Annotated in this window: 28 protein-coding genes and 2 tRNA genes; 5 read left to right on the top strand and 25 right to left on the bottom strand. The window is 36.7% G+C overall.

The genetic code is table 11. From position 1 onward, the window contains the following. Positions 1–99: 99 nt before the first annotated feature. From FD20_RS01000 to FD20_RS01025, 7 genes are all read right to left on the bottom strand, one after another. Entirely contained in the window at positions 100–558 is a 459-nt protein-coding gene (locus FD20_RS01000; RefSeq protein WP_057735687.1) for a YopX family protein, read from the bottom strand. Next, entirely contained in the window at positions 559–1,419 is an 861-nt protein-coding gene (locus FD20_RS01005) for a DnaD domain protein (protein ID WP_057735689.1), read from the bottom strand. Then, on the bottom strand, positions 1,416–2,183 hold the full coding sequence (locus FD20_RS01010; protein ID WP_083488998.1) for a putative HNHc nuclease: 768 nt from the start codon (positions 2,181–2,183) through the stop codon (positions 1,416–1,418). The genes FD20_RS01005 and FD20_RS01010 overlap by 4 nt, the downstream gene beginning before the upstream one ends. A gap of 62 nt (positions 2,184–2,245) precedes the next feature. Further along, positions 2,246–2,383, bottom strand: a complete 138-nt coding sequence (locus FD20_RS13255; RefSeq protein ID WP_157060816.1) for a hypothetical protein — start codon at positions 2,381–2,383, stop codon at positions 2,246–2,248. Between the two features lie 56 nt (positions 2,384–2,439). Beyond that, entirely contained in the window at positions 2,440–2,715 is a 276-nt protein-coding gene (locus tag FD20_RS01015; protein ID WP_057735691.1) for a helix-turn-helix domain-containing protein, read from the bottom strand. A gap of 12 nt (positions 2,716–2,727) precedes the next feature. Continuing rightward, complete coding sequence (locus tag FD20_RS01020; RefSeq protein WP_057735692.1) at positions 2,728–3,465, bottom strand: BRO family protein; 738 nt, start codon at positions 3,463–3,465, stop codon at positions 2,728–2,730. Positions 3,466–3,484: 19 nt separating this feature from the next. Further along, a complete protein-coding gene (locus FD20_RS01025) occupies positions 3,485–3,703 on the bottom strand; it encodes a helix-turn-helix transcriptional regulator (protein WP_057735694.1) in 219 nt (72 codons plus the stop codon). Positions 3,704–3,860: 157 nt separating this feature from the next. Between FD20_RS01025 and FD20_RS01030 the strand changes: the two genes are divergently transcribed. The 4 genes from FD20_RS01030 (at position 3,861) to FD20_RS01045 (ending at position 7,560) form a co-directional block, all read left to right on the top strand. Further along, entirely contained in the window at positions 3,861–4,475 is a 615-nt protein-coding gene (locus FD20_RS01030) for a LexA family protein (RefSeq protein WP_057735695.1), read from the top strand. 177 nt (positions 4,476–4,652) lie between these two features. Beyond that, a complete protein-coding gene (locus tag FD20_RS13715) occupies positions 4,653–5,639 on the top strand; it encodes a hypothetical protein (RefSeq protein WP_057735697.1) in 987 nt (328 codons plus the stop codon). Between the two features lie 29 nt (positions 5,640–5,668). After that, positions 5,669–6,235: a hypothetical protein gene (locus tag FD20_RS01040; RefSeq protein WP_057735698.1), complete on the top strand. Its 567-nt coding sequence runs from the start codon at positions 5,669–5,671 to the stop codon at positions 6,233–6,235. A 179-nt stretch (positions 6,236–6,414) separates the two neighbouring features. Next, a complete protein-coding gene (locus tag FD20_RS01045) occupies positions 6,415–7,560 on the top strand; it encodes a tyrosine-type recombinase/integrase (RefSeq protein ID WP_057735699.1) in 1,146 nt (381 codons plus the stop codon). A gap of 124 nt (positions 7,561–7,684) precedes the next feature. Here FD20_RS01045 and FD20_RS01050 read toward each other — a convergent pair. From FD20_RS01050 to FD20_RS01070, 5 genes are all read right to left on the bottom strand, one after another. Beyond that, positions 7,685–7,757 (bottom strand) — tRNA-Gln (locus tag FD20_RS01050). Positions 7,758–7,917: 160 nt separating this feature from the next. After that, positions 7,918–8,211 (bottom strand): hypothetical protein, encoded by a 294-nt coding sequence (locus tag FD20_RS01055; RefSeq protein ID WP_057735701.1) that lies wholly within the window; start codon positions 8,209–8,211, stop codon positions 7,918–7,920. 317 nt (positions 8,212–8,528) lie between these two features. Then, positions 8,529–8,601: transfer RNA gene (locus FD20_RS01060), tRNA-Glu, on the bottom strand. A gap of 260 nt (positions 8,602–8,861) precedes the next feature. Then, complete coding sequence (locus tag FD20_RS01065; protein ID WP_057735703.1) at positions 8,862–9,395, bottom strand: metallophosphoesterase; 534 nt, start codon at positions 9,393–9,395, stop codon at positions 8,862–8,864. After that, on the bottom strand, positions 9,395–9,991 hold the full coding sequence (locus FD20_RS01070) for an XTP/dITP diphosphatase (protein ID WP_057735704.1): 597 nt from the start codon (positions 9,989–9,991) through the stop codon (positions 9,395–9,397). The genes FD20_RS01065 and FD20_RS01070 overlap by 1 nt, the downstream gene beginning before the upstream one ends. A gap of 176 nt (positions 9,992–10,167) precedes the next feature. Between FD20_RS01070 and FD20_RS01075 the strand changes: the two genes are divergently transcribed. Further along, complete coding sequence (locus FD20_RS01075) at positions 10,168–10,683, top strand: YslB family protein (RefSeq protein ID WP_057735706.1); 516 nt, start codon at positions 10,168–10,170, stop codon at positions 10,681–10,683. A gap of 300 nt (positions 10,684–10,983) precedes the next feature. Here the strand turns inward: FD20_RS01075 and dltD are convergent, their stop codons facing one another. From dltD to alaS, 13 genes are all read right to left on the bottom strand, one after another. Beyond that, the gene (dltD, locus tag FD20_RS01080) at positions 10,984–12,243 is read right to left on the bottom strand and encodes a D-alanyl-lipoteichoic acid biosynthesis protein DltD (RefSeq protein WP_057735707.1); all 1,260 of its coding nucleotides are present in this window, start codon (positions 12,241–12,243) and stop codon (positions 10,984–10,986) included. Next, positions 12,243–12,473, bottom strand: coding sequence for a D-alanine--poly(phosphoribitol) ligase subunit DltC (dltC, locus tag FD20_RS01085; protein ID WP_057735708.1), 231 nt, complete (start codon positions 12,471–12,473; stop codon positions 12,243–12,245). The genes dltD and dltC overlap by 1 nt, the downstream gene beginning before the upstream one ends. A 19-nt stretch (positions 12,474–12,492) precedes the next feature. Further along, the gene (dltB, locus tag FD20_RS01090) at positions 12,493–13,701 is read right to left on the bottom strand and encodes a D-alanyl-lipoteichoic acid biosynthesis protein DltB (protein ID WP_057735710.1); all 1,209 of its coding nucleotides are present in this window, start codon (positions 13,699–13,701) and stop codon (positions 12,493–12,495) included. Continuing rightward, positions 13,701–15,224, bottom strand: coding sequence for a D-alanine--poly(phosphoribitol) ligase subunit DltA (gene dltA / locus FD20_RS01095; protein WP_057735711.1), 1,524 nt, complete (start codon positions 15,222–15,224; stop codon positions 13,701–13,703). The genes dltB and dltA overlap by 1 nt, the downstream gene beginning before the upstream one ends. 17 nt (positions 15,225–15,241) lie before the next feature. Further along, entirely contained in the window at positions 15,242–15,391 is a 150-nt protein-coding gene (locus FD20_RS12925) for a teichoic acid D-Ala incorporation-associated protein DltX (protein WP_083488999.1), read from the bottom strand. Between the two features lie 349 nt (positions 15,392–15,740). Then, positions 15,741–16,049, bottom strand: coding sequence for a thioredoxin (gene trxA, locus FD20_RS01100; protein ID WP_057735712.1), 309 nt, complete (start codon positions 16,047–16,049; stop codon positions 15,741–15,743). Between the two features lie 80 nt (positions 16,050–16,129). Further along, the gene (locus tag FD20_RS01105) at positions 16,130–18,493 is read right to left on the bottom strand and encodes an endonuclease MutS2 (protein ID WP_057735713.1); all 2,364 of its coding nucleotides are present in this window, start codon (positions 18,491–18,493) and stop codon (positions 16,130–16,132) included. 16 nt (positions 18,494–18,509) lie between these two features. After that, a complete protein-coding gene (locus FD20_RS01110; RefSeq protein ID WP_057735715.1) occupies positions 18,510–19,052 on the bottom strand; it encodes a CvpA family protein in 543 nt (180 codons plus the stop codon). 8 nt (positions 19,053–19,060) lie between these two features. Continuing rightward, positions 19,061–19,315: a cell division protein ZapA gene (gene zapA / locus FD20_RS01115; RefSeq protein ID WP_057735716.1), complete on the bottom strand. Its 255-nt coding sequence runs from the start codon at positions 19,313–19,315 to the stop codon at positions 19,061–19,063. Positions 19,316–19,471: 156 nt separating this feature from the next. After that, a complete protein-coding gene (locus FD20_RS01120) occupies positions 19,472–19,759 on the bottom strand; it encodes a DUF1292 domain-containing protein (RefSeq protein ID WP_057735718.1) in 288 nt (95 codons plus the stop codon). Positions 19,760–19,774: 15 nt separating this feature from the next. Next, positions 19,775–20,215, bottom strand: a complete 441-nt coding sequence (ruvX, locus tag FD20_RS01125) for a Holliday junction resolvase RuvX (RefSeq protein ID WP_057735720.1) — start codon at positions 20,213–20,215, stop codon at positions 19,775–19,777. Then, positions 20,212–20,475: an IreB family regulatory phosphoprotein gene (locus FD20_RS01130; RefSeq protein WP_034987905.1), complete on the bottom strand. Its 264-nt coding sequence runs from the start codon at positions 20,473–20,475 to the stop codon at positions 20,212–20,214. Before FD20_RS01130 ends, ruvX begins: the two co-directional genes overlap by 4 nt. A 202-nt stretch (positions 20,476–20,677) precedes the next feature. Then, entirely contained in the window at positions 20,678–23,326 is a 2,649-nt protein-coding gene (gene alaS / locus FD20_RS01135; protein ID WP_057735722.1) for an alanine--tRNA ligase, read from the bottom strand. Positions 23,327–23,343: the final 17 nt, after the last annotated feature.

Raw genomic sequence — 23,343 nt, forward strand, 5'->3', positions numbered from 1 at the left:
TTATCAGGTCATGCTGACCAATTTGTCAAAAAATTCGGATTAAATTTGCAATCTACCTTATAAAGAAAATTTTTTCGTATTTATTTCGTATACGCCTGTTCATTTCCCTGCCTCCAATAGCTCTGGGTTATTGTGAATGTCGCCTATAACTTCAAGGATATTACTTCCTGGTCCACCACCAAAAAAGCTGTATAAGCATCTTTTATCTTTTAAATCTTGCAATTGAAATTGGGCACTAGAGCGATTAAAAATAACTTCATACAGTTTGCTCCTAGTTGTCCATGCTCCAGTCGATTCAGTACTTTTGATAATATTTCCTTCATAAATTTTATTGCCATTTTTATCTTTCAAGCCTATATACTGCTCAAGAGTTCCATCTACAATTGAGCACCACCACTTATGAGCGATGTATTCATCAGTAACTTCAATGACTGGCCCTAAAATACATCCGTCTGAATAATTGCCATACACAATACCATTTTTTAGTGGAATGTCAGCATACTCAATCTCATCTTTTGTTATACTTGGAACACCTCTAAACTCGATTTCTCTGTTCATTTAATTTATCTCCTTTTTGTGAAATTTCTGTAGTCTTTTTTTGATTGCTGCACGTTCTTCGTCACTTACTTGTGGTCCAGACTTATGTGACCAATCAGGCAACGTCTCCTTTTGGATAACCGGTTTTCCATAAATTTTATTTTGCTGTTTTTGCTTATATTCTTCCTCGTATTTCAAAGCATCTTTTACAGTCTTGATATTGTGTTTAGAATAGCTGTTAAGTATTTTACGCAGATAGCTAAATGACGATGCTCCATTATCTAGCATATAATCAATTGCATGTACCACGACTTCATTTCCTAGTTCACTGATGAAATCAAGAAAAACAGGCTGTGATATTCCGCTAAGAGGAATCCTTTTTTGTTGTAAGTAAAGAAAAGCATTAGGTCTTAATTCTTTTGTTTCAGTTTTTTGAGATTCTGTGCGCGTACTACTACTACTGTTAACCCTTGTAGTATTAAAAGACCTTGTAGTACTACCTTTATCAGTTCTGACTATAGGGGTATCATCAGAACTGACTATAGGGTCCCCCTCTGTTTTGCGTATAGGGGTATCATCAGAATTGATAATAGGGTCAGTTGTTGGATACATTCTTCGTTGCTTAATCTGCTTATTTTCATCCCTGATTAATACGATTTTTAAGTACCCTAATTCCTTGAGATGATTAATTCTCCTTGAAATTGTTCCCTTCGTCACATTGGAAAATACATCTACAAAATATGAGTTAGTGGCGTAGCAAAATCCTTGTTTAGTCGCTAAAGCTGTAATCTCACTAAACAAAACTTTTTCATCGCCTTTCAATCTGGAATCATATCTAACATTTGCAGTCAGAATTGAATAATAACTAGGCTGCTCTTTCATCTTGTTTCCCTCCATTCAGTGCCGCTGATTAACCGCTGTTCCATTTCTTCACGTTTATATTGCTCATCAAACTCTTGCATCTGTTTCCGTGACATTAACTTCATACTGATTAACATTTCATCGCTCAACTTAATTCCGTGAAAATGTTGTTCTTCGTAAAACGACTCAGCTCCGATACGATGAAACCTTGCATGACAATTCGCACACAATGCTTCGAGCCTATGTTGCCGATGATCAAGGTGATTGCGATTATTTCCGCTGCCTACAGTGTCCTCATGATTTATTTGAATATCTTTAGTTACCCCACATGCAGTACAACGCCTATGAAGTAAGCACAAGTAAACTCTTCGCTCGGTATCAAAAGTGTTTACCAAGTCTTTGAATTGGAATGGTACGTCATACTCGAAACAGTACTCAACCAGAAAAGAAATAAACTGTGTAGCAACATCTTTCTTGCAATCACTTAGGCTGAACATTTGATAGCCGCTATTCTCACAAAACTCTTCTTTTAGTTTCTTTTTCTGCTTTTCACGCTCAAAAACTTGAACATAGCCTTGATACTCACAAATATCACGAATCATTGCGTAAGCTTTTCGCCTCTGTATTCCTGATATCAAATCTTTTGAATGAGGTATGATGTCAAAATCAATCTTTCCTTTACGAAAAAGATTAATTAAGCCATCAAAATCATCAATTTTCATCGTGACAAGATCTTTGTCAATCGTTACATTTGTCAAATGTCCTGAGAAACGTTCATTTTCCATAATTGCTCCTGTGTGCTAAAATTTAAGTGTGTTAGTTTTATTTGAGCCTACTTGCGATAGGCTCATTTTTTATGCAGCCAATCCCAAACACCCCAAATTAGATCACTCATGAAACCACTAACCCCAAACAGTACTAATCCCACTAAAGGAATAACTATTGCCGGCCACTGACCAAATATAAACGGCCATAAATTAAGCATGCTTATTTCCCCCTGTCTCGTATACATTCCTCAATCACTTGCCGCCAGACTTGTAATTATTTAAATTCAGAAAGGAACGTATCTAAGTCACTTTTTTTAATTCTTGTAAGCCCTCCAACTGAGATAGTTGGTAAACCACGTTTTTTTATCCAATTTTGTTCAAGTGTTGATCGACCTATATTTGCGTACTCACACGTTTGAATAATGGACATGTACTCAGGGTATGTTTTTACCCCTTGTGATTCGCTCTGAGCAGTTTTTACCGCCTTTACGACTATTTGGGTTATCTCTTTTTCAAAACCATCAGACAGCTTCAAATTGATCTCAGCCATACGCTCACCCCCCTATGCTGGTTCATCATCAATATCAAGTGACATTTGTCGCACAACAGTTTTAGTTGCTGTTGCAGGCTCCCAGTCGTTAATAAAATCAACAACCATTTGATAATGCTTAGTACGAAGCTGGGAACGTGACCCAACACCAGCAATCTTCTTAACACCACTGTTGATATCCTTAAACAGTTCACCACGTTGTTGTGATGTTAATTTTCCAAAGCCACGACCTACTTCCGTAACTCGTTGACCGATACGGCGACCGATGTAACTATAATCGCCTTGAGGGATGACTTGATTTTCTTCAAGATCATCAACTCGTTTCTCGACCTTTTCAACTTTTTCGTTTGAATCTTTTTGGGCTTCAAACATTAGTTGCAAGGCTTCCATTGGAGTTTGTGGTAACTTAGCATGTTCAGAATAACTGCCAGTTTTTCTGATGGCTGGTAACACTTCTTCGGTAACCCATTCTTGAAATTTTTCAGCAGTTTGGTTATTTGCTTTAATTGCCAACTTGTAGAATTGCGGCTCAGTGATGAAATCACCACGTTTTAGCTGTTGTCCAGAAGTGGACAATTTTAAATACTTATTAACTCGTTCCCACCTGACTACGACGTTGCCACTTTTGGCAACGAATGAAATACCTAACCCAATCGCAGCTTGTTCAGCATCAAAATTAATTTCACCGTTATCTTTAATAAGAGTTGGTAAGTTGATGCTTTCATTGCTAAATTGTTTAAGAATTTTCATGATCATACCCCTTTCTCAGTCACATTTTTGTACCAATTTGGTACTTACGAGGCAAAAAAATTTCGTCCATTGTCTTGCCAAAATATCTTGATAGGGCAAACATTTCGTCCTGAGAAAATTCGCGAACACCTTTTTCTTTAGCGCGATAGGCATTTGCACTTATACCAAGATAGTTTGCAATTTCTTCCTGAGTTACATGTTTCTCATTTTTTCTCAAGTTATACAGTACCAATTGCATATCTAAATCTCCTTTCCTATAAATGTACCGTTATGGTACAAGAATAATATAATACCATTATGGTAATTTTGCAACACTTTTATACTAAATAACAAAAAAATATTCCAAAACGGTAATCATTGTTGTATACTGTAGCTATAGAAATGAGGTGTGATTTTTGGAATTATCTAAATATGTTGGCAGCAAAATAAGAGAACTACGTGAATCAAGAGGGATGGACCAGGATACTTTAGCATCCAAATTAAAAACCACGAGGGTTACCATAAGCAGATATGAAACTGGCGCGCGTAAAGCTAACCAAGATGTACTTTTCCAACTTGCTGATATTTTCAAAGTCAGTATCAACTATTTCTTTCCAACACCACAAAATTTAATTCCTGTAACAAAAACTATCAAAATACCATTGCTAGGAACAATTGCCTGTGGAGATCCAATCTTGGCAGAAGAAAACATAGAAAGCTATGTAGATGAGCCCACTGAAGATTTGCCATCTGGTAAGCTATTTTATTTAAAAGCTAAGGGAAATTCAATGAAGCCAACAATACCTAATGGCTCAAAAGTGTTAATACGTTTGCAATCTGATGTGGAAGATAGCGAAATAGCTGCAGTTTTAATGACTGAGGATAATGAAGCCACTCTCAAAAGAATAAAGCGTGTCAACGGAACCATGTTTTTAATGCCTGAAAATCCAGATTTTGACCCTATCATTGCCGACAAAAATAATCCAGCTAGAATACTGGGCAAAGCAATAAGATACACGAGTGATTTATAATAAAAACAAAAAGCCCTAGCATGGACTGACAATCACAACTAGGGCTGAATAATTCATATCTGAGTAAAATATAACACATCTCAGATACACATACATAATGATTTATGATTTTTATTAACAAATACTTAGTCCAAATTCTGAAGACATTAAAAGCTGAAGTTTTAGGGGGATTTAAAAATGAAAAAAGGTTTTGCACTCACAGGGGCCATAATGCTTGGCTTGTTATTAGCAGGATGTAGCAATGACGCATCAGCTGCAAGTTCTGGACCAAAGGTTGGGAATCATAAACTTTATTCGGCAAAAGTTACCAAGATTGCTGAAAGTGATGATGATAATTGGATTCTATCAGGAACAAGTAAGGCGCCTGATGGTACGAAAATAGTCGTGACACCATCTGAAAGCAGTAGTTTAAATTATGGAGAAGTTGCTTCAGAATCTAAATCTCTTGCTTCATGGGCAAAAGTTAAAAATGGTAAGTTCACAGTACTTGTCGACCCTGTCAGTTTAGTTGACGGAGATGAAAAAGAAGGTCTTGCAACAAAGACAGAGGTTTTTGCAATCAGCAACTATAACAAAAAATGGACAGAACCTGAAATTTCAAAAAAGATTGTTTCTGCTGCCAAGAAACATTTTAAACCTGTAACTCTTACTATCAGTTCTAAACAAGAAGCATACTATAAAACTTTAGACAAGAAATCATCAAGTAGTAGTTCATCATCTAGTTCAAGCTCTGTTTCAAGTTCTAGTTCAAGTTCTAGTTCAAGTTCTAGTTCAAGCGCTAGTTCTAGTTCCACAAATTCTGATAATGATACATCATCATATAATACTGGAATTACTTACGACCAATTAGCTCGTACTCCTAAACAATACAAGGGTGAAAAAGTTACCTTTACCGGGGAAGTTATTCAAGTTATCGAAGATGGTAGTTACACAGAATTACGTCTAGCTGTAGACGGCGACAGTGACAACATTATTTTGGTTGATATGAAAAACAAAATTTTAAATGGATCAAGAGTTTTGGAAAATGACTTAGTAACTGTTTATGGCAAAAGTGCCGGCACAACTTCATATGAATCTACCTCTGGTGAAAAAATAACAATACCAGCAATGGTAACAACTAATTTACAAGATAAAGGTAAAGCATCCGATGATTACGGAGATTAATCAGAAAGTGTTTAAGGAGGATTTTATGCATGGATCTGAATAATATAATCACCCCAGAAAATACGACTATTGCCTTAGAGGCGGGTAAAGCATTACTCTCTGAGGTAAGTATAAAACTCGAAAGGGCAAGAGCTAATAAAAATAAACAAGAAACTATAGACCAATTAAATATAATTATAACCAAGCTAATTGATAATCAAAATGCTTTGGTGCAAAATCAAACACTTATAAATGATAAACTAGAGTCTCAAACAATTTCTGCTGAAGATATCTCTTATATTTCTGAAAAAATAATTCCAATTTTAAAAAGAATTTCCGATCCAGACAAGTTCGATCCAGAAAATTTTGAAAAAATCAAAGCACTTTTATCTCCCGAGTTAATAAAAACATTACAACTTTTAGGCTTTAATCTAAAGGAAGCACTTGGCAAACCGGCAACACAAGCTCTTCAAAACTTTATTTTAAATATTGCAAATAAAGATGCTCTACAAGAACGAGTTCAAATTGAAAACCTTAAATATCAAAATGAACTAGCTAAAATAGCACAAGATGAAGATAGTTTTAATAGATATCAGGAATTTTGTAGAAAAAACTAATTTAAAACACAAAAAACACATCCCCCACCGACCAAAGTATGGGATGCGCTATTAACGAAAAACGTAAGGGTTAATACCCTCTATTCGCATATTATAAAGGAGGTTTTGCCTAGTAACAAGCCCCTCTCTAAAAAATAAGTCACTTGTCGCCAGCAAACTTATTGAGGAGAGATAATACGATGGCTTCATTTAAACAATATAAAACTAAAAGCGGAAATAAATTATGGAAATTTCAAGTTTTTGAGGGTCGTGATCCTTCTGGTAAACAAATCATAACAAAGCGGCAAGGTTTTGAAACAAAAAAAGAAGCCAAAATTGCAGCTGCTCGCTTAGAGGAGAACATCCGTAATCATGGCTTTACCGATAATAATAAAATTACTTTTTCAGAAGTTTATCATTCATGGTTTGAATTGTACCAGAATACTGTTAAAGAGTCTACTTGGGTTAAAACAAAAGAAATATTTCATTTGCATATTTTACCAGTCTTTGGAAATTTACCACTAGCTAAAATAACCACTATGCAATGCCAAAAAGCAGTTGATGATTGGTTTAATAATGGCTTCACCAAATACAAAGTTTTTATTAACAATGTATCTCGTGTTTTCAAATACGCAATGAGAATGAAACTTATAACTGAAAATCCTGTAGATAACATTATCCGCCCACGCGAAAAATCTAAACCAGTTTCAACTATGCAAGACAATTATTATGATCTTGATGAACTAAAACACTTTTTAAATTGTTTGTACGATGATGATAATTTTAAAGCATATACCTTTTTTAGATTGCTAGCTTTTAGCGGATTAAGGAAATCAGAAGCTCTAGCATTAACTTACAACGATATTGACTTTGATAGGAACACGATTTCTGTAAACAAAACACAGTCACGTGGAGAAAAAGGCTTAGTGATCCAGACACCTAAAACTTATGAAAGTAACAGAATAGTTTTTGTTGATAAGAAGACTATAGAAATTGTAAAACAGTGGCGCTTCCAGCAGCAAAAAGAACTTTTGATACTAGGATTTAATTCTCTTAAACCAGAACAACTAATTTTCACTTCAAGAAATAACACTATGTTGCAACCAGTAAAACCTACTATATGGCTTTATCATGTTATAAAAAAATATGATTTGAAAAAGATTACTACACATGGTTTTAGGCACACATATGCAACTTTAGCGATAGAGTCAGGTCTTTCTATCAAAGAGGTACAACAACAGCTAGGACATCGTGATTTTCGAACTACCATGAACATCTATGCTGCTGTTACTCAAAAGCGGAAAAATGAGATTGCCAACAAATTTACCAATTACGTTAACTTTTGATTTCGAGGCTAACAGAAGGCTAACAAACTTTCAAAAAGGTCACCATGTGGTACTAAAACACAAAAACAAAAACGCCGATAAATCAACGATTTACGAAGATTTACCAGCGTTTACGAAGTGTTAATTGGGCATACTGGGCTCGAACCAGTAAATTGCGGATTCAGAGTCCGCTGCCTTACCAATTTGGCGAATGCCCAAAAATCAACTATTTTATAATAATAGATTTTTGCCTTTTTGTCAATAGGATTTCAAAAAAGATCGTTATTAGTATTGCTGCTTGGCTTATAAAAATATTACTATAGCAAAAGCTGGGGCAACTAATCTAAAAATATTGCTCCAGCTTTTAATCGTTGCTTATTATTCTTTAACGTCTGTGTTATAACGTTTGATGTTTCTCTTCAGATAATGCAGCAATTCGGTTTCATTAGGAAACTCTCGCGGACTCTTCTGTCCATGCAGACGCAACGAAATCTTGTTTATCTTGATCCTACCTGTCCAAGTATAGGTGTGCTCAACGATAAAACGATTGTTAAGTGTTGTTTTCCCGAATTTTAAAACATAAACCTTTTCCGGAACAATCAGTGGATTGACGTGCTCTTTTTTATAGTTTATGTTGTTTGCCTGTAAAAAGTTTTTAGTCTTTCTCAGCATGTCACTCCTCCTTTACTAACCACTCATTTATCGTATAAAGCCCAACGACCGACTTCATATTCAATTATAGCAGTTTAAACTATAGTATCAATTTATTTAATCTGCTAACTCATTCAAGACTTTCTTCTATCTATCAATTTTCAATTAATTCTTTTCTACACTGAAAAATTTGTGAACTGATCTATAAAAAGTACTTTACTCTTAATATGTTCCATAGATTATAACCCTTGGCGCTCTAAAAAAGCTTAGTATAGCAATAAAAATGGGCCAAAACATAGTTTTGGCCCATCTCCTATCATTAAAAAGAGATACTATTATCACCCGTACGGGGATCGAACCCGTAACTCCGCCTTGAGAGGGCGACGTCTTAACCAATTTGACCAACGGGCAAAATTACTCTTATAATTATACATTGTACTCAGTAATTGTCAAGATTATTTTTTGAGAATCTCTATCTGCAGATACACACAGATTATAAAAATAAAGAGACAGTACAGACAGCCTGCCACAACAACTAAGCTCAACCAATTGTAACCCAAAATCTGTTTTGATACAAATAAGATTAAAACTGTCACACTCCATTTTAATAGTTTAATGTAGAGCCGCTTCAATTCATTTCGCAAACAACTGCCCTCTTTAGCTTTTTGACTTCATTTTCTTGGAAAAGCAAATTGAAGATCTGGAATCTTTGTAAAACTACGGTCATAGTAGCAGATTTCAAATTGTTCAGCACTTACTTCAATGATCGCATAGGTTCCACCCAAAGCACTGTATTCTCCACGTGGATAGCTTATACTGCCTGGGTTAAGGAAGAGGCAGCCATGAACATACTCAGCGCCTAAACGGTGAGTATGGCCAAACAAAGCAATCTGTGCCTGTTTCTCTTGTGCCAAAAGCCCCAGACGCTCTAAACCTGTATTGACACGCAGCAAATGACCATGTGTTAATAAAACGCGTGTTCCATCAACATCACTTACAAGATACTCTGCGAACCGTGGGTCGTAATCGCAGTTTCCTGTGACAACTTTAAAATAATTAAAAACTTCATCATCAGGGGAAAACTCTGAATCACCGCAGTGAAACATTGCATTTACTTTGGTCTTATATTTTGAAATTAGACTTTCTAATATTTGATGATCACCGTGATTGTCGCTAACTACTAATATTTTTGTTTTCTCGCTCATTATCTTTTCCACCAATCATCAAAATGTTCGTTTAAAGCTTGAACAGCTTTCCCGCGATGACTTACTTTATTCTTCTCAGCAGGTGTTAACTCAGCAAATGTTTTCTTCAATTCCGGCAGATAAAACAACGGATCATAGCCGAACCCATCCTCACCCTGCTTTTTAGTTAGAATGAGACCTTTTACATTTCCTTCAACAATGAGCGGCTCCTTAGATGTGCTTGTTACGACTAAGGATGTATGAAAAACTGCCGTTCTTTTAGATAACGGCACATCCTTCAATTCACACAGCAATTTTCCATTATTTGCTTTATCATCGTGGTCGCCCGCATAGCGTGCTGAGAAAATACCTGGAGCGCCATTCAGAGCATCGACCATCAGTCCTGAATCGTCCGCTAAAACAGGGATGCCTAATTTATCGCTTAAAATTTTTGACTTAATAAGCGCATTTTTTTCAAAGGTTTTTCCGTTTTCAATAATCTTCGGCAAGTTTCCCATTTCATTTAAAGTTTTGACTTTGAATCCTTTAGGTTCAAAAAAAGCCCTGAATTCTCTAGCTTTGCCTTCATTTTTTGTGGCTATCAAGATCGTTGTCATTTGACTACACCCCATCTCTGAATAATCATTTTACTACTTTTACAAATATAATACATTTTCCAACTCCTTTCCAGTACTTCAAATTGATCTAAATTGGTTAAAATTTCAATTTTGTCCTTTGTTTTATAAAGCATCAAGGTATAATTAAAGATAGATTTTAACAGAGGAGACTAGCCATGGATGTTAAACTTTTCCACGAATTGCTCAACAATAATGAACAAACAACGATGTTTGGATATGCACTTATACGCGATACCTTACTCCCAGACTTAATTGGCGACAATGCTAATATTTTATACTGGTCAGGGAAAAAACTTGCACGTGAATTTCTTCTAGCCACTGAAGAGGATCTTTCTTTATTTTTCAAACAGGCAAACTGGGGCGAATTGAAAAAAATAAAAAGTGATAAAAAACAGCAAACCTTTAAATTAGAAGGTACAATAATTAAACAGCGGCTTAAAAACAATTCAAAAGTGGATTTTCTGCTTGAAGCAGGTTTTATCGCTGAAACAATTCAAAATCAACGCGGTTTTATTTCAGAAACAATTATCAAGGATATAGACAAGCGCAAAAACATTGTGACTTTCCTTAATCAGTTAGATCCAAACGATACAATCGATCCTAATCTTATCCCAGAACAAGAACCACTTCACTTGACGGAAATAGCTCGGGAAAAAATGGAGAATGATTAACAAAACAATATGAGTTTTGTGTTGCACTTCAGACTGTGCCATTATTTGGGCACAGTCTTTTTTAACATGTACCGTCTCTCCCCCATGTAGCGAATTTTGCAACAACAACCTCTGTATGTTAATTATTCAAAATTAATGTCTCTTCTGCATAGACCTAGAATCAAAATCAATATAAACGTAAAAAAGATCTGAATCAAAAAGTAACTTTTGATCCAGATCCCTATGAATTAGCATATTTTAGCAAACTGCTCGTCAAAATAAACATGCTTCAACCACTGTTACCCTATATATATTGTCTATCTATTCCAGAGTAATATTTGCTTTTTGCTGCCAGTTCTTTGTGTAAAAATAATTATTGATTTTATAACTTGGTGCCTTTTGTTTCTTGCTCAAAAATGGATTAACATGCTGGTCCACTTTAAGCCAGCCTTTCCAACCTAAATGAATCGTATCTTGCATGAAATAAGGCGAGGATCCATCGTCGCTTAAATCAACAACGTTGTTGAATCCTTGCGAGTTCAGCTGATACTTAATCTTTCGATTAAACTGATGTATCATATTCATCGACAAACCTGTATAATCGGCCCATTTTTGATTGATTGGCGGAATTATAAAAAGCACATTAGTATTTTGTTTTGCAAATTGATTCAGCACTAATTCAAAATCTGAATATTCAACAGATTTTATATAACTGAAATTGCTTTGTTCATTCTTTAATCTCTGATAACTCTTTTTTAACCTTTTATTCCAAAAACTATTGTTAACATTGAAACGGTTATTAGTTGTATTCGCTTTGCCCAAATTCTCTGCAACCTCATTCAACTTAGCAACATTATACGTGTCCGGTAACTGTTTTTCGCCAGCCTCAATCAAAGACCTTCTGTCTTTTAGTGTGATCACTGAGAACATTTGATCTTCATGCTTCAACATATTGTATTTTAAATCTAAATACGTTTTTTCGGTAGAACTCAGCTTTTGTCCCGCTGCTACTTCTAAGATACACTTTTTAAGCGTATCTGATGAACTAGCTGAAGGCATAGTCAACAGACGTTCCGCTGCATATCGATCCATGCGGGTATTGCGTGCATGACGCAGCCATTCAACTGTTTCGAGATTCGAATAGTAGAAGCTGAAAGCATTAGGATCAACACCTTTTTTAACGAACCACTGCGGGGAGATAATGAAAACAGCCTTTTTGCCCGTAAGCTGCTTTCTAATTCCCTGCATCCCCCAATAATGCGTCAATGATTGTGTTCCGGGCGATCCTAAAAGAAATGGGCGGTAGTTCCGATGATATTTTTGAGCCAGAACTGATGGGTGTAGCGCATCCATACGGGATAATTCTGATGACCCAAAAAATGGAACATAATTTTGAGACAAAGCCGCTTCTTTTACAGCAGTTCCCTTGAAAACATTAGGTGATTGCGAAAGTGCCGCTTTCTGGATCGTTGTTTGCGATATATTTTTGACACCGAACGGGGAGATGAGAAAAACAAACAAAAAAAGTGCCGCAAATATTACCGGTCCAAAAATTTTGAATAACTTCTTGAAAACATTCATTACTGCATATTTTCAACTTTCGCAATTATTTTATTAGGCGTATCCCATTCACTACGTTCAAACTCAGACACCGGTACATCAATACCACATTGAGATTGTAATTCTAATAAGAGCTGAACTGTCCCCATTGAATCTAACAACCCTGACTCAAATAAATTAACATCCAAATCCTTACCAACTTCGTCGCTTCCTGTTAAATTCTGTAAAATTTCAATAACTTGATCCTTCATTTTAAATATCCCCTTTATCTTAATTTAAAGCACCGTGGAAAAATAATACGTTTAAAAAACCTGAGAAAATCAAAAAACTAAAACAAACTGTGTTGAAGGTTATAAAAATCGCAAGACCCTCAGTAAATTTATTACTTGGAATATGTGCTTGATGTTTCTTCTTAAACCTGAGCCATGCGTCACATAAAATGATAGCACAAGCATGAAAAATACCATAAACGATGTAATACCACGTTAATCCATGCCAAAAACCCATGATCAAGAATAAGGTCAAGTACCCTAAGTTCGCAATTGTTATCCGACTCTTAATCAGTTTGTTCTTCATTATGAAAAAAACGAGCCGCATATAAATATAATCACGGAACCAAAATGACAAAGTCATATGCCATCTATTCCAGAAATCTTTAATATTATGTGCCTTAAAAGGCCGATTGAAGTTCATTGGTGTTTCGATACCCATGAAATAACTTATGCCCACTGCAAATAAACTGTACCCTGCAAAATCAAAAAATAAATCCATCGAATACACATACATGTATGCGACCACCCACCACGACATTCCGCCATGACTAAGTGCCAACTGTTCAACCATTGGTTCGAGCCTTGAGCCAAAGAAATAAGCAAGAATAAACTTATATAAAAATCCCAAGAAAATATACCAGACACCCTTGTCCAGCATGTTCAAGTATTTATCCCGCGTTATCGTTGTATTGTAATCCTTGGTAAAGCGTCGATACCGATCTATCGGACCTGATGAAATAGTTGGAAAGAACAATAAGAATTGAAGTATTAGCCAGGGTCTGAATTCCTTGATGATCCCATCACGAATCTCCATTATCATTTGAACAACCTTGAAGGTTAAATAACTTATGCCCAAAAAACCAATCAAGGATGCACGCCCATTTTCAAATGCCGGCGTAACCTTTACAATTACCAGCGGAATAATCGCTAGAATAACCGCTGAACAAAAAACCCATGTAGCATTTTTCTTTTTGCGATACAAATGATACAAACCTATTAAACAAACTTCAAAAACAATATAACCAATCAGTGCAATTCCCTGTTCCCACTTTACTCCACCGAAAGTTAACACTAGAAATGCAAAAGAAATCAATGTTTGATACCAATGTAATTTTTTCCCAAACAACATACCGATCATGATCGGTAATAATGCTACACCTAAAATTAAAAAGTACGTTGGATTTTGATAAGGTTGAATATTCGGCATTATTTATTGACCTCTTTGATCAAACATTTGCGGTCGACTTTACCATTAGATGTTAGTGGTAAAGTATCAAGATAAACAAATCTTTGCGGCATCATATAAGGCATCATTAGATTTTTTAGTTCTTGCTTAATTGCTTTTGTCAATTCAAAATTGCTCGTAAAATTATTTTTCTTAGCTGTAACATACGCAATCAATTGACTTACTTTATGATCCTTGCCATATTTAGGAACTGTGGTTGCTTGAGAAATCAGAGAAACCTGATCCAAATGATGATCAACTTCTTCTAATTCGATACGAAAGCCATGCAATTTAATCTGAAAATCAATTCGGCCTTTGTACAATAATTGTCCGTTACTGTCAAGCTGACCCAAATCACCAGTTCGATAAGCCACCTGTTCCTTCAAATCAACAAAGGCCTGATTCGTTTTTACAGGATTATTCAGATAACCTTTTGACACGCTAGGTCCACTGATGATAATCTCACCATCTTGTCCTTCTTGGACATCATGTAATTTATCATCCACAACCCTTATCACAGTGTCTTTCTTTGGTGATCCGATAGGCAGACGTTTATAGTCTGCCAGAACTTGACTCGTAATCTCGACCTGACTGACAGCAACCGTTGTTTCCGTTGGTCCGTACGTATTAAAAATATGTGCATGAGGAAAACGAGAATGTAAAGTATCTGCAGTCTTATGTGTTAACTCTTCCCCACAAAATAGAAAATGAGACAAACTCGGATAATGTTCTTCATCAAAATGCGGCTCCAACAAACAAATATCAATAAACGATGGTGTTGAAACCCAGACATTTAAAGCCAAAGTCGGCAAAACAGCAAAAAGTTCTTTAAAATTATCAGTGACCGCTTTTGGTAATGCTACTAGCCTTCCACCGCGTGTTAGGGCCGGGTACAGGTCCATCACTGACAAATCGAACGAATATGGTGGTTGAGATAAAAAGTTGCATTTATCTTCAATTCCAAAATCCTTCTGCATCCAATCTAAAAAGCTTGCTAAATTATCATGACTGATTTGAACACCCTTTGGAACACCTGTCGTTCCAGATGTGAAAATAATATAAAAAATGTCACTGCCAGCAACCCATTTGTCCTTGGACGGTTCCTCAACAGAGTTACTGAAAATCATTTTTAATTTTTCAGGTTCAATCACAGGTATATCAGCTAGTGACAGAGGCATTTTCTCGACGGCAATACATGCAGCCGGCTCAGCAATTTGATTGATTATCGTCAACCGTTCTCCTGGAGAATTTGTGTCAACTGGTATGTAAGCATGTCCTGATTTGACCACTCCTAGAAAAGTCGCCACCATTTCAAAAGTTTGTCCACCGTAAACAATAATCGGTGTTTTCTCAGCTAATCCCATTGAATCGATATAAGTTGCCAACGCATCTGAATACTCTTTTAACTCTTTATAGGTATTAATCTTCCCCAAGTATTCATATGCAACCCTGTTAGGTTCAGTCATGGCATATCCATCAATTTTTTCAATGATACTTTTTTTCATTTGTTATCTCTCCCTGGCTAAAACTCGTTGTAAATAAAATGCGGCCCGTTTATCCCACTGTAATTGTATAGATAAACCAAAACTAACATAATCGCAAAATACAGTGCTGTGCGCAAAACAAAACGCAAGATCTCATTTTTGATCAGAGGGGCCTGTTTTTTATTCATAAATTATGCCTCCCAACATCATAAATTTTTTTGATTTTTTGAATTTAGCTTTAAATTTCAAAAAAATAACTAGGTTACAAAGTACCTATTATCTAGAATGTCACGAAAATGAAATATTTACAACCATAATTTTTATAAAACTTTGTAAAGATTATTGAAAATAAGATTAAAATAACTTAATAAAAATAATTATAAACCTCTTTTAAATTGTTAAAAAAGGTAAAATTAGAAAAAAAAGACCAAATAAAAAGCCTTCCGAACAGACAATGAAAGGTACCCACCCTCAGAGGGTGAAAACATTAGTATGTCCTCAGAAAGCTCTTTTTAATCAAACAAATCTAATAAAGAATTAAAGGTACTGCTCCAATTTTGATTGAATCTGTTCCTTAGGATGATAACCAACCAAAGTGTCAACAACTTCCCCATCTTTTTTGATAAGGAGTGTTGGGATGCTCATAATACCAAATTTGCTTGCCACATCCGTATTTTGATCAACATCAACCTTGCTGAAAGATACCTTATCACCAATTTCTTCATCAAGTTGTTCAATAACTGGTGACTGCATACGACAAGGTCCGCACCAAGTAGCCCAAAAATCGGTTAATGTTACTCCTGTACTTGTTTCATTCTCAAATGTTTTATCAGTTAATTCTTTCATTTTTAAATAGCCTCCTAGCTTTCTTTTTGTAAGTAAATCATAACAGAAGAATACAAAAAAACAATTTATCTGCCTAGCATTTATTTAAAGTAAACAACTGTTGCGCCATTGCCGCCCGCATTTGGCGGTGCAAACTTAAAACTTTTTACGCTTCGGCTTTGAGTCAAATAATCAGTAATTCCTTGCCGTAAAGCACCTGTTCCCTTACCATGCACAATTGTTACGGAAGAGTATCCAGCTAAAATAGCAGCATCCATGTAACGATCAACGTTGGTCATCGCTTCTTCATATCGCTGACCGCGCAAGTCAAGGTTAGGTGATACATGCGATTGACTCGCTGTTTTAAGAGTTGAACGTGCACTTCTTCCAGCATTGTTTTCTTTAATCTTTATTTTTTCTAGGTCACTCTCATTAATTTTCATTTTCAATATCCCGAGCTGCACTTCCCACTCATTCTTGCTGAGCTTTTGCAAGAGAACACCCTGCTGACCATAGGACTTAACCATAACATCGTCATTAGGGTGAAATTCCTGCTGTCTTTTAGCCCTTTGTAGAACCTTGTTTTTTCGCAGATTTGTTGGTTGATGCAGTCGGTTCATTTTTGTTTTAGCATCGATTAGCTCATTTTCTTTAACTTGCGTACCGACGTTCAAACGCATACGTCGTAACTCACTGATCAATTTATCAGATTTTTGGCTAGCTGTTTCAACAATTTGATTGGCTTTCATCTTAGCTTTTTCGAGTAGATCAGCGCGACTGTTGTCAAATTTCTGATACTCTTGCTCTAGATCTGCGTGCAGTTTTTCTGCCGCTTGTAAATTTTTTTGCAAACTGATATGTTCTTCTTCAGCCATATGCCTTTTCTGAACTAAATCTTGAATCATATCATTTAAGTCCTGACTATCACTATGAGTCAGCTGACGTGCTTGGCTGATAATCTGTTCGTCCAACCCAAGTCTTTTTGAAATATCAAGTGCATTACTTCTACCGGGAATCCCGATCAATAATCGATAAGTCGGTTGTAATGTATTGACATCAAACTCCATACTGGCATTGATTGTCTGTGAACGGTCAAATCCGTATGCTTTCAATTCCGGATAATGTGTTGTCGCAAGGACATAACTCCCTTTTGCCCCCACCGCATCAAGAATTGCGATCGCTAAGGCTGCACCTTCCTGTGGATCTGTTCCTGCTCCTAGTTCATCAAAAAGAACTAACGAATGTTCATCAATGTCTTCAAGAATAGAAACGATATTGGTCATATGCGATGAAAAAGTACTAAGATTTTGTTCAATTGATTGTTCATCACCAATATCAGCAAAAATTTCTTTAAAAATTCCTATCCGGCTACCTTCAAAAGCTGGAATAAATAATCCCGATTGCCCCATCATTTGAATAAGTCCAAGCGTTTTCAATGTTATCGTCTTCCCACCCGTGTTAGGTCCGGTTATTACGACAGCTTGATAATCTTTTCCCAGCGTAATGTCATTACGGACAACCTCCTGCATATTCAACAGGGGATGCCAGACTTGCCTTAAATAAATATCATTTTCCGCGGACAGTTGCGGCTCTGTAGCTTTAATAGATGCCGCATACTTGGCTTTAGCATTAACAAAATCAAAAGTTCCTAAAATATCAGCATTATTTTCTAATTCTGAAGTATAAGGTGCAACCAATTCAGACAGTTCTTGTAAAATATGCCTTATTTCTTCTTTTTCCTGCAGCTGCTGCTGTTTCAAGCGATTGTTTAACTCAACAATGGCCTTTGGTTCAACAAATAGAGTCTGCCCTGATGAACTTTGATCATGAACAACTCCACCAAATTGATGGCGATACTCTTGCCTTACGGGAATAACGTAACGGTCATTTCTGATTGTGATAACCGCATCACTCAAATACTTGGCAGAACTCCCATGAATAAAATCAGACAAGCGGTCGCGTAATTGATTTTCTGTCGTTGTAATTGATTTTCGAATACTGCGTAAAAGGCTTGATGCTTCATCTGTAACATGTCCATCTATTTCCACAGCTTCAAGCAAGCGTTTATTTATCTCAGGCAAGACTTGTAAATTATCTGTTAATTTGTAAAGCTCTTCCAGTTCAACATTTTCATCATCTAAATCAACAAAGAAACGTCTAACCTCGTTTGTTGCACGTAAAACTCGACCAATAGCAGCTAGTTCTTTCCCATTCAGTGATGCTCCAATATCCAACCTTTTTAAGTATGGCTGGATATTATGCAATTTAGGGAGTGGAATTCCACCCTTAAGCCGTAGAATATCAGCACCATCCTTTGTCTGCGCTAAAGCTTCTTTAATTTTAGTGAGGTCGCTGACTGGCCGCAAATTCCGTACTTTTCTTTCACCCATAGGAGTAACGATGAACTGAAACATTTTTTTGATTACTTTATTATATTCCAGAACCTCTAACGCCTTCTCGTTCATCTTTTGCACCCCCTTTTTATTCATTTGACTGCTGCAAATACTTCTGATATAAGTTTTGCGAAACAATTGGTGTTTCTTTCAGAATATACATTGCAACAGGTGAATTCTTGACACTTCGACTGACGTTTTCAGTTGGCCAGCCAACTAAAATCAATAAGCTGGCAAAAATCAGCAGGTAGGCGATTACTAATGAGAGTACTCCACCTGCAATTGCATTGATTTGACTAACAACAGGAAGATGTGTCAGTAAATTCAACTTGCGTGCAATTGATCCAAAAATAATTCCCCCCAGAATAATAATCAACCAATATGCAATTCCATGATAAAATAATGTGCTGCCTGACAGTGCAGAATTTCCTGCTTCGCTCCACGAAGTCTTTTCCGTAAAAAATGCGAAAATATTTTTTAGCCACGAACTCACCGTATCCGCATATTTGTTCGCAATTATAAATAAAACTACAATTCCAACAAGATTCATTAAAGTTAAAAAAAATCCTCGTCTAGCACCCCTTAGATATGCAAAAACCAATACTACAATTATTAACAAAGATATAAACATCGTTTCACCTACTTAGTATCGTCAATTTGCTTCTTTAACCGATCTAACTCTTCTTGCTTATATATTTGGTCAGAGACAGCATTAATCGCTAATAAAATCGATGCCCTTTCCTTACTTAGATTCGGTAACAAATTATTGATCTCCTGGAGTTGCTGATCTACTAGTTTTACAACAGTTTCCATATGTTCGGTACTGCTTTCACCGATAATAATGTAGTCTTTACCATCGATATGGGCTTTAAAACGTCTTTTTCCCTCAGACATTTTATTGACCTCCTTCAATTCAGAATACACTAGTCAATTTTAGCATAAATATTGGGGGGACAAAACTAATGTTTGACGCGTCCCTGCTTAATTTTTTCATAATAAAAAATAGAGTCTTAAAAGATACAGACTCTACCCATTTGCTTCTAACAGCAATTATTGCATTTTTTCGTCGTTAAGAAAGGTATCGAGAACTCCTTCAACCATTTCCCATTCTTCATCACTCTCAATATCATGCAAGTCAGCATCGTTTGCCTCGCCGTTTTCATCTGGATCAAAAGAAAATGCAAGTACATCTACTTGTTCTTCTGGTTGTGAATCAGTGGGAACCAGCAGGATATACGACTTTCCATAATCATCAGATTCGAAGGTAAATAAAATTTTGTATAACATTTCATTGCCCTTCTCATCTACAAGCGTGATCAAATTGTCTTTTTCGTCCATGGATATTCCTCATTTCTAGTTATTTCCAAGTAAGGGACCCTTACGGTCTAGATAGTTCTGCAGAATCAAACCTGCTGCTAACTTATCGATAACCTTTTTCCGCTTTTTCCGTGATGTATCAGCTTGCTCCACTAACATGCGCTCGGCCTCAACTGTTGTCAGCCGTTCGTCCTGATAATCTACAGGTAAGTCAAATGTTTCCTTGAGTAGAGAACCATACTTACGTGAAGCATCCACCCTCGGCCCTGAGGTATTGTTCATGTTTTTGGGAAGACCTAGTACAAAACCAATTACCTCGTACTTTTTAACCAATTCCTTAATTCGCTCAATTCCGAACTCTTCCTCATTCTCATTTATCGCAACAATCTCGACACCTTGAGCTGTCCAGCCTAATGGATCACTAACTGCAACTCCAACTGTTTTCGAGCCAACATCTAAGCCCATTAAGCGCGTCACTTAATTTCCCCCTTGTCGAGATATGATCGAACCAATTCCTCAACTATTTCATCACGTTCATGTTTTCGGATTAAGTTGCGCGCATCATTTAAACGAGGAATATAAGCAGGATCTCCAGATAACAGATATCCTACAATCTGGTTTATCGGGTTATATCCTTTTTCCTCCAATGCCTTATATACAGTGTCTAAAGTCTCATGTACACCTTTTCGGCGACCGTCTTCAAAATCAAAATACATTGTCTTATCTAATGAACTCATCGCAAGCACCTCCGCATGCATAACAACTCCTAGTTTCATTCTACTAGAGAAAAAAGATTGTCACAATCAAAACACATGCTTGTAATCATTCCGTAACACAACTGTCAAATGGAATTTCTCTAATAAATATGACTTAAGAGAAATAATTCTCCAAGCCATAAGAAAATACGCATTTTAAAATTGAAAAACAGGGAACGAATCCTTAAGCTTTTTGTTCCACCCATTTGCTAGCTGCCTTTAATGCATCAGCTATTCCTGCTGGTTTTTTACCACCAGCTTGGGCCAAATCAGGACGTCCGCCACCGCCACCGCCTACAGCAGGGGCAATTGTTTTGATTAGATCACCAGCTTTAAGACCGGCTTTGACTGCTTGATCACTAGCCGCCGTAATCAAATTAACTTTTCCATCCTCCGTCACAGTTGCGAGTACCAGTATATCTGAATACTTTTTGGATTTCCATTGATCAGCTAGCTGACGTAACTGAGCCATGCCAGAAACTTTGACTTGAGCTTTAATCAGCGTCTTACCGTTAATGTGTTCAACATTCTTAAAGATCGAACCAGCTTGTTGTTGTGCAAACTTGGCTTCCAATGCCTGCTTTTGCTGTTCTAAATCTTTAATTTGTGCTTGATATTGCTCTAATTTGTGTGGAATTTCTTTCAGTTGTGCAATTTTTAACTGTACACTGATGCCTTCAAGCAACTGATTGCGTCCCTCAAGGAATTCATATGCTTCCTTTGAAGTTACTGCTTCAATTCGTCTGACACCAGCACCGACACCAGATTCAGAAGTGATTTTAAACAGCCCCAACTCGTTGGTATTATCAACGTGATTTCCACCACACAACTCAATTGAGTAGTCGCCGACTTTTACGACACGGACAATATCACCGTATTTTTCAGTGAACAGCGCAATCGCACCAAGCTTTTTAGCCGACTCAAAATCCGTTTCAACTGTCTGTACAGGAATATTTGCCCAAATTTTTTCGTTAACGATTTTCTCAATTTTAGCCAAATCTGTCTTGGTTACGGAACCAATATTTGTAAAATCAAAGCGCAAGTAATCAGGCTCCACTAATGATCCAGCCTGATGTGTATGTGACCCCAATACATCACGAAGTGCTTGATCCAGCAAATGCGTTGCTGTATGATTTTTGCGTGTTTTATCGTGTAGCTGTTTATTTACTTCAAGAATGTATTCTTTTTCCTTAACCAAAGGAAGTAATATCCTAACAGTATGCATGTTCTGACCATTTGGGGCGTGCTGTACATCTGTCACTTCAGCGACCGTTGTGCCTTCAGTATTTTTGATGACCCCAGTATCTGCAACTTGACCACCCATCTCTGCATAAAATGGAGTTTGATCAAAAATCAGCTGAGCAGAGCCGCTTTCAACTTTATCGACAAGTTTGTCTTCACATATAATGTCCTTTAGGATCCCGTTGGCTCTCAAACGGTCATAGCCAACATAATTGCTTTCGGTTTTAATGTCTGTTAAAAGACCTTTCTGTACTCCCATTGATTTAGCACTACCGCGTGCTGCTCGAGCTCGCTCTTTTTGATGCTTCATTTCTTCATCAAAACCGGCTTGATCGATTTTCATGCCTTGATCATCCGCATATTCTTTAGTCAATTCAATTGGGAAACCATACGTATCGTATAATTTAAACGCCGTCTTGCCTGATAATTCCTTGCTTGCTTTTTCCTTAGCTTCTGCAATCATTTCATTGAGTAACTCAAGCCCATCTTTCAAAGTTTCATTAAAGCGGTCTTCTTCGCTGCGGACAATTTTAGCGATATAATCAGCTTGTGCAAGTACTTCTGGATAATGCGACTGCATAATTTTCCCAACAACGGGCACGAGTTTGTATAGAAAGGCTTGTCCTATTCCAAGTTTCTGTCCATGCATAACAGCTCTTCTAATCAAACGTCGGATAACATAACCTCTTCCTTCGTTAGAAGGGATCGCACCGTCTCCAATTGCAAATGTGACAGCTCTAATGTGATCAGCGATAACTTTAAAGGATACATCATCTTCCTTTACCTGACCATATTTTTTTCCATCACTAAATCCTTCTGTTTGTTTAATAATTGGTAAAAAGAGATCAGTCTCAAAGTTGGTTGGAGCATTTTGAAAAACTGAAACCACACGTTCTAGTCCCATCCCTGTATCAATATTTTTATGGGGAAGAGGTTCATATGTTCCATCTGGTTTATGATTAAACTCAGAAAAGACAATGTTCCAAATTTCTAGATAACGTTCATTTTCCCCACCAGGATAATTTTCTGGGTCATCTTCTGTCAAATTATTAAATTTTTGACCGCGATCATAAAAGATTTCTGAATCTGGGCCACTAGGACCTTGACCGATATCCCAGAAGTTGTCCTCAACTTCATAAATATGATCTTTTGATACTCCGGCAACTTCTTGCCAAATACGTTTTGCTTCAGTGTCTTTAGGATACACAGTCACATACAAACGTTCCTTGTCCATTGCGAACCATTCTGGGCTTGTTAATAATTCCCACGCCCATGAAATAGCCTCTTTTTTAAAATAATCACCTACAGAAAAGTTACCCAGCATTTCAAACAATGTATGATGCCGTGCTGTGTGTCCAACATTTTCAATATCATTAGTCCGTATACTTTTTTGCGAACTAGTAATACGCGGATTCTTCGGGACAACACTTCCATCGAAAAATTTCTTCATCGTCGCAACACCAGAATTAATCCACAGCAAGGTTGGATCATCATGCGGAACCAATGAAGCACTAGGCATGACTTCATGTCCCTTTTCTTTAAAAAACTCTAAGTACATCTGTCTGATCTGTGAACTCGATAGTTCTTTCATCCCTAAAATTACATCCT

This window comes from Liquorilactobacillus uvarum DSM 19971 (assembly GCF_001434935.1).
Lineage (GTDB): Bacteria > Bacillota > Bacilli > Lactobacillales > Lactobacillaceae > Liquorilactobacillus > Liquorilactobacillus uvarum.